Origin of the sequence: Providencia sp. PROV150, assembly GCF_028481025.1 — a bacterium.
GTDB classification, from domain to species: domain Bacteria; phylum Pseudomonadota; class Gammaproteobacteria; order Enterobacterales; family Enterobacteriaceae; genus Providencia; species Providencia hangzhouensis.
On the sequence record NZ_JAMPPJ010000013.1, the window covers coordinates 93,382 to 105,886 of the forward strand.

16 protein-coding genes are annotated in these 12,505 nt (G+C 35.4%); 15 read left to right on the forward strand and 1 reads right to left on the reverse strand.

Features of this window, described 5'->3' with window-relative positions:
* Positions 1-13: 13 nt before the first annotated feature.
* The 15 genes from PSE83_RS11100 (at position 14) to PSE83_RS11170 (ending at position 11,505) form a co-directional block, all read left to right on the forward strand.
* Positions 14-1,009: a fimbrial protein gene (locus PSE83_RS11100; protein ID WP_181488871.1), complete on the forward strand. Its 996-nt coding sequence runs from the start codon at positions 14-16 to the stop codon at positions 1,007-1,009.
* Positions 1,010-1,017: 8 nt separating this feature from the next.
* Positions 1,018-1,533: a fimbrial protein gene (locus PSE83_RS11105; RefSeq protein WP_181488873.1), complete on the forward strand. Its 516-nt coding sequence runs from the start codon at positions 1,018-1,020 to the stop codon at positions 1,531-1,533.
* Positions 1,534-1,548: 15 nt separating this feature from the next.
* A complete protein-coding gene (locus PSE83_RS11110; RefSeq protein WP_004262753.1) occupies positions 1,549-2,046 on the forward strand; it encodes a fimbrial protein in 498 nt (165 codons plus the stop codon).
* Between the two features lie 223 nt (positions 2,047-2,269).
* Positions 2,270-2,548 (forward strand): helix-turn-helix domain-containing protein, encoded by a 279-nt coding sequence (locus PSE83_RS11115; protein WP_181488875.1) that lies wholly within the window; start codon positions 2,270-2,272, stop codon positions 2,546-2,548.
* A 30-nt stretch (positions 2,549-2,578) separates the two neighbouring features.
* Positions 2,579-2,938 carry a helix-turn-helix domain-containing protein gene (locus PSE83_RS11120; RefSeq protein ID WP_272660853.1) on the forward strand — a complete coding sequence of 120 codons (360 nt, stop codon included), beginning with the start codon at positions 2,579-2,581 and terminating at the stop codon, positions 2,936-2,938.
* A 632-nt stretch (positions 2,939-3,570) separates the two neighbouring features.
* On the forward strand, positions 3,571-4,095 hold the full coding sequence (locus tag PSE83_RS11125) for a fimbrial protein (RefSeq protein ID WP_094960816.1): 525 nt from the start codon (positions 3,571-3,573) through the stop codon (positions 4,093-4,095).
* 59 nt (positions 4,096-4,154) lie between these two features.
* Positions 4,155-4,823 carry a fimbrial biogenesis chaperone gene (locus PSE83_RS11130; RefSeq protein ID WP_115166388.1) on the forward strand — a complete coding sequence of 223 codons (669 nt, stop codon included), beginning with the start codon at positions 4,155-4,157 and terminating at the stop codon, positions 4,821-4,823.
* 26 nt (positions 4,824-4,849) lie between these two features.
* On the forward strand, positions 4,850-7,360 hold the full coding sequence (locus PSE83_RS11135) for a fimbria/pilus outer membrane usher protein (RefSeq protein WP_004262772.1): 2,511 nt from the start codon (positions 4,850-4,852) through the stop codon (positions 7,358-7,360).
* Between the two features lie 13 nt (positions 7,361-7,373).
* Positions 7,374-8,345 (forward strand): fimbrial protein, encoded by a 972-nt coding sequence (locus PSE83_RS11140; RefSeq protein ID WP_181488885.1) that lies wholly within the window; start codon positions 7,374-7,376, stop codon positions 8,343-8,345.
* A 9-nt stretch (positions 8,346-8,354) separates the two neighbouring features.
* Complete coding sequence (locus PSE83_RS11145) at positions 8,355-8,870, forward strand: fimbrial protein (RefSeq protein ID WP_004262778.1); 516 nt, start codon at positions 8,355-8,357, stop codon at positions 8,868-8,870.
* Between the two features lie 13 nt (positions 8,871-8,883).
* Positions 8,884-9,381 carry a fimbrial protein gene (locus PSE83_RS11150; RefSeq protein ID WP_036958601.1) on the forward strand — a complete coding sequence of 166 codons (498 nt, stop codon included), beginning with the start codon at positions 8,884-8,886 and terminating at the stop codon, positions 9,379-9,381.
* Positions 9,382-9,425: 44 nt separating this feature from the next.
* Entirely contained in the window at positions 9,426-9,710 is a 285-nt protein-coding gene (locus tag PSE83_RS11155; RefSeq protein ID WP_004262784.1) for a helix-turn-helix domain-containing protein, read from the forward strand.
* A 9-nt stretch (positions 9,711-9,719) separates the two neighbouring features.
* The gene (locus tag PSE83_RS11160; RefSeq protein ID WP_004262787.1) at positions 9,720-10,706 is read left to right on the forward strand and encodes a fimbrial protein; all 987 of its coding nucleotides are present in this window, start codon (positions 9,720-9,722) and stop codon (positions 10,704-10,706) included.
* A 189-nt stretch (positions 10,707-10,895) separates the two neighbouring features.
* Positions 10,896-11,117 carry a helix-turn-helix domain-containing protein gene (locus tag PSE83_RS11165; RefSeq protein ID WP_004262791.1) on the forward strand — a complete coding sequence of 74 codons (222 nt, stop codon included), beginning with the start codon at positions 10,896-10,898 and terminating at the stop codon, positions 11,115-11,117.
* 100 nt (positions 11,118-11,217) lie between these two features.
* Positions 11,218-11,505: a helix-turn-helix domain-containing protein gene (locus PSE83_RS11170; RefSeq protein ID WP_004262793.1), complete on the forward strand. Its 288-nt coding sequence runs from the start codon at positions 11,218-11,220 to the stop codon at positions 11,503-11,505.
* A gap of 78 nt (positions 11,506-11,583) precedes the next feature.
* Here the strand turns inward: PSE83_RS11170 and PSE83_RS11175 are convergent, their stop codons facing one another.
* Entirely contained in the window at positions 11,584-12,465 is an 882-nt protein-coding gene (locus PSE83_RS11175; RefSeq protein WP_004262796.1) for a LysR family transcriptional regulator, read from the reverse strand.
* Positions 12,466-12,505 lie beyond the last annotated feature (40 nt).

Consider the following 12,505-nt stretch of genomic DNA (forward strand, 5'->3'; position numbering starts at 1 on the left):
AAGGAAAGAGATAATGAAGACTTTTATTTATAAATTAATAATAATAATTAATTTGATACTTTTATATTGCACAAATGCAAATGCTAACAAGTGTATGCCCAATCCCCAGAATGGCAAAACGGGTTACCTTCCTCCAGCTAATATTATTATACAAGCAGATAACTCAATACCTGTAAATACAGTACTAGCTAGCTACAATGTTCATATTTATCCTATAGGCTACCCTACATTTTTAGCAGGATCAGTATGTAATATACTCATTGAATATATGTACCTAAATGGATGGAAAGTAAATTCGAATAAAGTTGCCCAAACAAATGTACCTGGCATAGGTATTAAAATTTATGGACTTAGAAAAGAAAATACAATGGCTCTCCCGCATGTATCAACAACGCCTGGTATATTTAAATTCTCAGCTACTACTCTTTTTCCTAATGAAATTGTATGGTATGTTGACATAATAAAAACAGGTTCAATAAATTCAGGGGCACTGGCTGCTGGCCCTCTTGCTAGAATGCAAAACAGAGATCCTCATAAAAGAGAAACATATGTAATAACTAGCCTTTATATTCCATCAAATTTTAAAATTACTAATGTATCATGTTCAATAAAAAACAATAAGAGTACTTATGATATCCACCTTGGTGACTGGTATGATACTCAGTTTAATAATATTGGAGATACCAGCACCTCAGCCGATATTCCAATTACATTAACCTGTGCGGCTGGAACGAACATTAAAACAACAGTCACAAGTTCCGCAGGCTACGTTGATATTAATACAGGAAAATTAGCTTTATCTGGTACCGATACCGCTACTGGGGTTGCGATTCAACTACTCGATAAAAATAATGCACCAATAAAACTTAATACTAAAAATAGCTTACAGAATAACATTCCTTCCGGTGACTATATGTTTAATTGGAAAGCCCGTTATATTAAAACTGCAGACAAAATTACTCCCGGAAGTGCAAATGCAACGGCCACAGTTAATATTCGCTACGAATAGAGGCACTCATGAAAAAAATAATAATTACACTATTAACTATAAATATTTTTTCTCTACCCTTATTGGCTAATGCTACAAATACTGTAACATTAAATTTCACAGGCAATATCAAAGCTGCTACCTGTAATATCTCTGGCGGCAACAATATCGATATTGATTTAAAACGTTTACCGATTGATATATTTAATGGAGCACAAACAGGATCCGACTGGAAAAATTTTGATATTAAATTAAATAACTGCTCGTCATTTATCAATCAAATTAAACTGACATTTTCAGGCACCGCAGACACAGCTGATACGGCTAGCTTATATAAAAATCTAGGTACTGCACAGAATATCGCTGTACAGCTACAAAGTGGCGATGGTGCCACACCGTTAGGTAATCTAAAAATATTACAAGTGCCCTTAAATGGGCAATCTGATGTCGCGATTCCACTGCGCACACGGGCCTTTAGCATGGCAGGCAATGTCGTACCCGGTTCTATTTCAGCCAATATTACCGCCACCATCACCTACTTATAAACCGGAGCATATAATATGAAGAAAATAGTGTTGTTATTCTGTCTTGCTTCCAGCCCCGTATTGGCAGCAGACCCACACATTAATATCAATGTACATGGCTATGTCACCGCCATGCCTTGTGAATTAGAAACCACAAATTATTTAATTGATTTGAAAAAAGTGAATGTTTGGAATATTCGGGATACACAAACTTCACCATGGGTTAATTTCTCAATTAAATTGAAAAATTGCCCTATGGGCACCAAAGAAGCCATTATGGAGATTAAAGGCACGCCTGACTCGACCTCTGCTGATTATTTTGTCAATACGGGGAGCGCTAAAAACGTCGCATTAAACTTAGCCCACCATGCAAATAAAACCACGATAAAAAATGGTGAAAAAATTACGGTGCCGGTTAATGAACAAACCCGCAAAGTTGATATTCCACTATCAGCGAGAATGGCGGGCTATGGATCAGGCATGACAAGTGGTTCATTTAATAGTCATCTTGATTTTACATTTGTTTATCATTAATAAATCTAGTGTCTTTATATTGATAATCTAAAATAAACCATCTTAATTAGAATGGTTCAAATTTTGAGATGACGATAATATTTAATATTTTCAATATAAAAAACATAGTTTGATCACTTATGATTTAAATCAAGATAGGATAAAGGATACCTGATAAATATATCGTGATGTTAAAGATATAACCCTATACCAATTAAGAGTAAAAAATCAATGAGGTTAAATAATGAGCAATTATTACCCTGTCTCTGCGGTTATTGGTAATAAAATAAAATCATTGCGTAAAAATAAAGGACTCTCTCTTACTGCCCTTGCTAAAACTGTTGGAATTAGTGAGCAACAGCAACTACGTTATGAACGAGGAAATAATCGAATATCGATAGATAGGCTAAAGCAATATTCTAATTATTTTGATATTAATATAATTTATTTTTTTTCATTTAGTGAAGATGAAAAAACAAAAATTAAAAATGGTTATGAATTTAAAAAATCATTTTCTTTATAGTATTTTTACTTAATCAGTATTGGTTACCGTATGAAAAAAAACACCTCTAAAATTGTCGGAGCGCGGATCCGCACACTAAGAAAAGACCAAAACATGAGTATTCAGCAACTCAGTACATTACTTGGGATTAGTCAGCAGCATCAATCTCGCCATGAATTAGGCGAAATCCGAATTCATGTTGATACGTTATATTCTATTTCCGAAATACTCGACCTTGATATTCAAGAGTTAATTGTTGACTTTGCTACCCCAATACCAGTTAACACAATGAGTAATAAACAGAATAGAAAAAAATATTGCAAGCGGAAAGCCTATTATCGCCAGAACATAATTTCAATTTATACAAATAGTGTTAATACAAAGTTAAGCTTATTTATAGGAAGTTTATAGTCATGACAACTATAGCTAAAGGTATCTATAAGTAAGAAATCTCTCACGTAGCCTTAACATAGCGAATTAAAATTAAGGCTACTTAATTGAATTTAATAAGAACATTTTGATAGTCATTTAATGTTTCCTTAAAACCAAAGTTACCCCTATTTTTATTCATTTACTGAATGGCAACACCATTTTCTCTATAAAAAACCAAATAAATAGCACATTTAGACCTGCTAAATCCGATAACTATACTATTATTTCATTTTTCGATAGTAAAAATACAACATCCACTGTATGTGGTCTAATAAGTCAAAACCTTATAACCCCAAATTATCACCATATGAGAGATAAATTAAACTTATATCCCTCCTTATAATTATTCTTAGTTTTATATCGTTATTTAACTTTAGTGAAAAAATCAAAAAAAATTATATTTAACTTAGCTCAATATAGTGTATTAATCCTTCTCTTATAATGTGTTAACTTAATTAAAAAAATTAAATACTTTAAAATTTAATTATATTTTACCAAATTTTACAAAACTTGTTTATTTTAATAAATAGTTTCAAAATACTCTCCAATTGAGTAATTGGTAATTCCACCTACTCAATAAAAATAAATAATTATCTTTTGGAGAAAAACAAATGAAAAAGAACTTACTTGCATCATTAATTGCTGCAACTTCAATCTTTGCTGTTAATAATGCATTAGCAGCAGATGGTACTATCGACTTTACCGGTGAAATCATCGACCAAGCATGCGAATTAGCAGCTGGCTCTGATGCACTAAAAGTAAACTTAGGACAAGTATCTAAAAAAGCATTACCAAACGCAGGAAGTACAGCGGCAGCAACTAAATTTACGATCAAATTAATTAATTGCCCTGCTACAGTAACAACGGCTTCAGTAAAATTTGATGCTGATTCTTATATTGGTGATGATGAAGTTATTAAATTAAAAGAAGAAACTGGCGTTGCAACTGGCGTTGGAATTCAAATTACTGATGATACGAATAAAATTGTTCCATTATTTACTGCCTCTAAAGCATATCCATTACAACAAAATGTGGAAAATAATTTAGATTTCAGAGCACGTTATATTGCTAAGTCTGACACAGTGACTCCTGGTCCTGCAAATGCGACAGCAACTTTCACAATCAATTATAACTAAGTAATAAATAAGGTTTAAAAGGACTTAAGCCTTATCTAATAATAATCAATGGTGGTATTATGAAATCTATTATCTATATTTTCATTTCCTTACTTGCACTAATAAATACTGCGAATGCTGGTGTTATTATTGGTGGAACCCGTGTTATTTATAATGAGGGAAACAAAGATGTCAGCATCAGCGTAGAAAATCCAGATAAAATCCCTTATTTGATTCAATCTTGGATAGATAATATAGATGAAAAAAAACAGTCTGATTTTTCTATCACACCACCATTATTTAGGCTAAATGCAGATAGAACTAATGCGCTTAGAATATTTTTAACAGAAAATAAATTACCTAATGATAGAGAGTCATTGTTCTGGTTAAATATAAAAACTATTCCAGCAACAGAAAGAACAGAAAACTCATTACAAATTGCCTTTAAAACGCAAATGAAATTAATTTATCGCCCTAAAGCATTAAAAGATGTTAATTTTATTGAAGAGCAAAAAAAATTAGTGTGGTCTAAATCTGGAAATAAAATTACGGTTAAAAACCCAACACCTTATTTTATGAATTTCCAGAGCATCAGCTTTAACGGAACAAAGGCTAATGATGTTTCTTATGCGGCACCTTTCTCAAGTGCGACTTTCGAGGTTAATAACTCAAATACTAATGGAACAATTAAATGGGAAGTTATTAATGATTATGGTGCAGCACCAGAAGCACTCGAAAAGAAAATATAAAACTATAAAATAAGTTGGGCTTTATCATGAAAATAAATAAAATATCTCTAGGCCTACTATTATATTTAGGCTATACCGCATCGCTATATGCTGAAGAAAAAACAGAAAATAATGTCTACTTTGATCCTGACTTTTTAGAGCTACCGAATAAAGATTCGGTTGATTTGTCACAGTTCGAGAATAATGAGCAATTAGCCGGTGACTACTATGTTGATATTTATGTCAACACCAACTTAATTGGTGCTAAAAATCTTAAATTTGAAAAAAATAGCCGTAACCAATTAGTTCCATGTTTATCACTTGCTGATATTAAAGAGTTTGGTATCAAAACAGCGGAATACCCTGAATTACAAACCGCAGGAAGTCACTGTGTAAACCTTGCAGCGATCCCTGATGCCACAAGTAATTTTGAGTTTGATTCTCAACGTTTATATTTAAGCATCCCCCAAATCGCATTGGATAGAAACCCAAGGGGTTACGTTGACTTAGCCAATATCGATAATGGCATCAACGCACTGCTATTAAATTACAGCTATAACGGCTCTAAAAATTACGATCGTAAAAGTAGTGGTTCGGATAACACATCCCATTATGTAAATTTAAGACCTGGCTTAAATATTGGAGCATGGCGGCTACGCAATTACACAACATGGTCAAGTAGTACCGACCAATCCGGTAAATGGGATACCATCTATACCTACGCATCACGCGGTATTAATAGCATCAAAAGTCAGTTGACCTTGGGGGATAGTGTCTCACCTTCGATGGTTTTTGATAGCGTGCCATTTCGGGGTGCTCAGCTTGCGACAGATGATGATATGTCCCCTGAGAGTTTACGCGGCTATGCGCCCGTTGTACGTGGGATTGCTCGTAGCAACGCACAGGTGACGATCCGCCAAAATGGTTACATTATCTACCAAACCGAGGTGGCTGCGGGCCCTTTTGAAATCAACGACTTATACCCAACAGGGGGAAGCGGTGATTTGCATGTCACCATCAAAGAATCCAACGGTAGCGAGCAATATCAAATCGTTCCTTTTGCTTCATTACCTGTATTACAACGTGAAGGATATTTTTCTTATAGCGTAACGGGCGGGGAATACCGCGCTTATGACAGTAGCATTGATAAAACAAAATTTGGCCAATTTACCTTAATCTATGGTCTACCTTATGGTATTACCGCTTATGGTGGTAGCCAAGTGAGTGAGCATTACCAATCTTACTCCATCGGCGCAGGCCAAAACCTTGGGCGATTTGGTGCGTTATCCATTGACGTTACCCATGCAAATTCAACGCTAGGTAATGACGTTAAGGAAAAAGGCCAATCATACCGTTTCCGCTATAACAAAAATATCAACGATATTGGTACTAATATCGCATTGGCTGGTTATCGTTATTCCACTAAAGGTTTTTACAGTTTAGCGGAAGTCTTTGACGGCTATAGAAATACAAACTATATCCCTGAAATTGAACGCCGCCGTAATCGCGGTGAGATCACCCTCAGCCAAAACTTAGGGGATAACTTTGGTTCAATCTCCGTAGGCTATATCAATGAAGACTACTGGAATAGTGACCGTAAAACTCAGTCTGCCACCGTGGGTTATAACAACAGTTGGCAAGGCATTAGTTATAGTTTGAATTATACCTATAACAAAAATACCAATAGCTACTCATATACTTCCGGTAGCCGTACGAAAAGTGAAGATGATCATCAGCTTGCCTTCTCTGTCAGTGTGCCATTTACCGTGTTTGATAACACCTTCTATTACAACTTTAACAGTAATAGTAGCAGCAACGGCCCAAGCACAGGCAGTATTGGGCTTTCCGCTTCACAACTTAATAACCGCTTAAATTGGAGCATGCAGCAGGGTTTCACCACTCAAGAACAAGGTACGAGCGGTAATATGAACGCTTCTTATAAAGGCCAATATGGTGAAATTTCAGGTGGAACAGGCTATAGCAAAGACAACTATAACCTCTATTACGGTGTTAATGGTAGCTTAGTGGCTCACTCTGGCGGCCTTGTACTCGGTCAACAATTAGGCGAAACCGCGGCTATTGTTGAAATCCCAGATGCAGGTGATGTACCAGTATTAAACCAAGCAGGGGTTGTCACTAATAACCAAGGTTATGCGCTAGTACCTTATGTCACGGCTTATCGCAAAAATGTGATTGATATCGATACCTCGGGGTTGCCTGAAAATACCGAAATGGAATTAACCAGCCAAAGTGTTGCTCCAAGTCGTGGTGCACTGGTGAAAGCCAATTTTGCAGCGAATGTCGGGTACCGTGCCATCATGATATTAAGTTTTGCTGATGGTAAACCCGTGCCTTTCGGTGCTCAGGCCATATTTAAAGATAATCCACAGCTAAATAATATAGTAGGCAATGATGGCGAAATTTATTTATCTGGTTTAGCTGAAAATGGCAATTTTATTATTCAATATAACGATAAACAACAATGCCAAGTAAATTATAACTTAGCAGGTATATCGAATTATATGGGGTTATATAAAACAACTGCTGTTTGCCGATAATAAGGAGTAAATAATGAAAAATTTCATTTATAAATCAATATTGGCAGTGAGTTGTATATATTTATACTCAGGATATGCTAATGCAGCATGTACCTTAAACCCAAATTTAAATAACAAAATAGCTAATATACCGAGTGCAGTATATAACGTTCAATATGATGACAATACCTCCAGAGACTTAGGTTCTCTCTACACCAATTTTTCATCTACATCTCAATGGGTAGTTAGTGATGCGAGTACTTGTGCTACTTCATACTTAACTGGTAGCTTTATTAATAGCTGGTCACCTAATGCCAATAAAGTTGCTCTATCTAATATTTCTGGTATTGGTATTTCTGTTACAACCGCAGGTATTGGAGATTTTAATGCATTATGGGATAGAAACAACACTAATTATAATATATTAACAACACATTGGACTATTACGGTAAAAAAACTCGGTTCGGTAGTACAAGGTGGCACATTAAGAGCGGGGAATGTTGCAAGGTTAACTACAACTTACCGTGCGCCAACAAATGTAACTTGGACTTTAACAACTTTAAACATGCCTGCAAATGCGATTCGTATCAATGTACTTAGCTGTTCATTAAAAAACAACCAGTCAACCTACAATATTGATATGCAAGATTGGTATGATACACAATTCCCTAATATAGGCTCAACCAGTGCGCCTGTAGATATTCCAATTACCTTAACATGTGCAGCGGGTACCAATATTAAAGCGACGGTCACAAGTTCTAAATATGAAGATACCGCTACAGGAAAATTAGCTCTAACGGGACCTGATAGCGCCACTGGTGTCGCAATACAATTGCTAGATAAAAATAATAACCCGATCAAGTTGAACACTTTAAATAGCCTGCAAAATAATGTGCCGGCTGGTGATTATATGTTTGATTGGAAAGCTCGCTATATCAAAACGGCAGATAACATCACGCCGGGTACAGCGAATGCCTCTGCTACTGTAAATATTCGCTATGAGTAGGAATAAAAAATGAAAAAAATATCTAAAAATTTACTTTTACTTAGTAGCTTAATATTCAGTGGGAATTTATTTGCTGCTAGCACAGTGACATTGAACTTTACCGGAAATATTAGAGCCGCAACTTGCAATATTACCGGTGGGAATAATATTGATATTGACCTGAAAAATATTTCTGCTGATGTATTTCGTAATGCGAGTTCAGGTTCTAACTGGAACACATTTAATATTAGCCTTAATAATTGTTCATCTTTTATTAACCAAGTAAAACTGACGTTTACAGGAACCGCAGATACTGCGGATGCAGCAAGCTTATACAAAAATCAAGGTACGGCTAAAAACCTAGCCGTTCAACTACAAAATGGTAATGGAACAACCGCTTTAGGTAACCAAAAAGTATTACAAGTTCCGACAAATGGGCAAGCGAATATTAATATTCCATTACGCACACGTGCCTTTAGCTCATTAGGTAATGCCACTCCGGGAACTATTTCCGCCAATATTACGGCAACAATTACCTATTTATAAAAGAGAAAATAATATGAGACATTTTATCCTATTACTATCACTAATGAGCTGTTCTTTAACTGCATTTGGGCTAACAGCAAATATTAAAGTGCATGGCGTCGTTATTGCTGCTCCTTGTGAGGTTGAAAAAAATAATTATTTAATCGATTTGAAAAAAATTAATATTTGGAATATCAAAGATACGCAAAAATCTCCGTGGGTTGATTTTTCCGTGAAGCTAAAAAATTGCCCTGTAGGCACCACCAAAGCTGTAATGAAAATATCAGGTACGCCAGACTCAACAATAACTGAACATTTTATTAATAATGGTACGGCGAAAAATGTGGCATTAAATTTAGCCAATACCGGCAATAAAACAACAATAAAAAATGGCGATACCATTACCGCGAATGTTAATACTCAAACGCGAAATGTTGAAATCCCATTATCGGCAAGAGTCTCGGGTTATGGAAGTGGTATGGTTGCAGGTTCATTTAAAAGCCATTTAGAATTTACATTTACATATCAGTAAGTAAGTTTGTTTTAATTATATCAGTTTTAATAGGGGAAAGCGGTATGCCTAATTACTATCTTATATCAAAAATAATTGGCAATAAAATCACCTATTACCGAAAAATGAAAGGCATGACATTAGAAAATTTATCTAATATCGTGGGTGTGAGTGAACAACAACAGTCACGCTATGAGCGTGGTATTAATCGAATTAATATTGATAGGCTTTATCATTACTCTAAGATATTTGAAATTGATATTATGGCTTTTTTTATTTTCAATTCTAGAGAGATCAATGAGATTGAGCATGCAGAAGAAAAATATTTAAATAAAAAAAGTAAATGTTAAGGATATTTTATGACTAAAAAGAAAATTTTACTGGTAATAATAGGCTCGGTTTTTGCTTATTCTGCATATACACAAGCGGCCTGTATTCAAAATCCTAATTTACGGAATGTTGTGGTGAATGTACCAGCAAGAACCTATTCGCTGCAATATGATGATACAGGGGCTCGCGATTTAGCCACTATTCAGGTCAATTTTAAAGGCTCACAAGTCAATACATTTTCAGGCCCAAAAAGTAATGGTCAATGTGGTGATGCCTACTTACACGCTGACTATGTCAATGGTTGGGTACCAAACGGCAATAAAATTGCAGCCAGTAATATACCGGGCATCAGCATTCAAGTGAAAGCAACCAATATCGGTTTTTTAAATACACGTTATGGACCACCAACAGCAGCTAACCCAGCCGCTTGGACTATTGCTAACCCATATTGGACGATTACCATAAAAAAAACAGGACAAGTCACACAAGGGGGAAATTTAAAGGCAGGGCATGTGGGAAGACTAACACAGCGTAACCCTGCGCCACATAACAGTACGTGGAATTTAACATCGCTGAATATTCCAGCAGGTACTATCAAAATTAATGTATTAAAGTGCTCAACAAAAGCGACAAGTTACAATGTTAACTTAGGGACTTGGTATGATACTCAGTTTAAAGCTATTGGCTCTACTAGCAATAGTGTCAATATACCCATTACATTAAGCTGCGCTGCAGGCACCAATCTAAAAGTGACAGTCACAAGTAGTGCTGGGTATGTTGATATCAATACAGGGAAGATTAAATTGTCTGGGCAAGGGCAAGCAACCGGAGTCGCCATTCAATTATTGGATAGAAATAGTAACCCGATAAAGCTCAACTCAAAGTTCACTTTGCAAAACAATGTTGCAGGTGGCGATTATATTTTTAATTGGAAAGCTAGATATATTAAGACTGCTAATAATATAACTGCAGGAACTGCAAACTCAACAGCTTCGGTTAACATAAGATATGAATAAATAGCATCCAACATTAATCATAAAAAGATATTAATTTATTTATAACTTGATTTTTATTGCTAACATCGAAAAATATCATCGAACAATTGATAAATAGCAAATTTACTATTTTATTAAAATGGTTAAGATAGAGAGGTAATCTTTCATCGTGTTTAGTTAGAAATAAAAAATATAATTATAGGAGTATATATGCCTTATTCAACATCTCACCTAATTGGCAAAAAAATACTTTATTATCGGAAAACGAATGGACTTTCAGTTAATGAACTATCCGAGGTTATTGGCATCAGCCCACAACAACAGTCACGATATGAAAGAGGAGTAAATAGAATTACTTTAGATAGATTGTTCCAGTATGCAACGTATTTTGAAATTGATATTAAAACCTTCTTTCAGTCCCATGATTTTTAATAAATTAAGTAATAATACATATCACTAGAAGATCCAATTACATTAAAAATATTTAATTATATTCACATTATAATATTTAAAATAAATTAGAGAGAAAATCATGAAACGAAAAATATCCAAATCCGTCGGTTTAAAAATAAGATCATTAAGAGAAAGTCACGGAATGAGTGGTAAAGATTTAAGCATATTGTTAGGCATTAGCCAACAACACCAATCACGCTATGAAAATGGTGAGGTTAATATTCATGTCGATACTATTTACCAGTTGGCACAAATATTTAATGTTTCGCCGACCTATTTCTTTACTGAAACCATTACGGATATTAATAGTACAGAGCTCTCTGTTAATAAAAAGAATTATTTCTCTGCTGAAGCTTTGGTATTCTAACCTCTAAATATGAGCATTATAATATGCCAATAAATTAAATATCGGTGCTATTTCTATTTATAGTATAGCACCGACTTATTATTCTTTTTTAGACTCCTCCACCAACCAATGACGAAATATCGCCATTGCTGGTGTCATGACTCTCGACTTTAAACGGCTCAACCAATATCCACCCAGTGTTACAGATATATCAAAAGGTTGAACTAACGCCCCAGCACTTAATTCATGACTAAACATGCAACTTGGCACCAATGCTATACTGTCAGTTAATAACGCAGCCTCAACCATTAAACGCGATGAATCAAATACTGGGCCTTTGACACGCCAAGGTTCAATCTCCGCAGCTAAAAACCATTTTTCCCATTCATCTTTACGATATGAACGCATTAACTGGTGGGATTTTAAATCTAATGGATGTCTGAGCTGGCTTGCGACTTTCTCTGAACAAAGTACAGTATGAGCTGTTGAAAATAGGGGGATATTTTCAACCAGTGGCCATAAGCCCTCCCCAAAGCGAATAGCAAAATCAACGCCTTCGGCAGCGAGATTCACCACATTGTTATGAGTCATAATGCGTAAATCAATATAAGGGTATAGTTCCGAGAATTGGGTTAACCTTGGCAATAACCAGCCCACAGCAAATGTACCGACCACTGAAATACTTAAAGCTTCTCGATAATGGCCATCTTCAAATTGCAGTAGTAGTGACTCAATCTGGTCAAAAGAGCGGCTCAATACGGGTAGCAATGCAAGCCCTTCATCAGTTAATGCAAGCCCTCGAGGTAAGCGAATAAAGAGTTCTAGTCCCAGCTGCTCCTCTAACAACCTAACTTGTTGACTAACAGCTGCCTGAGTGACATTCAACTCTATTCCTGCTCGTGTAAAACTTAAATGCCGTGCTGAAGCTTCGAATGCCCTAAGCGCATTGAGTGGAAGCCGATGACGATAATTTTCTGCCATAAGATTTTCTTTTACCTCATCGAATTTTATATCGTTTTAA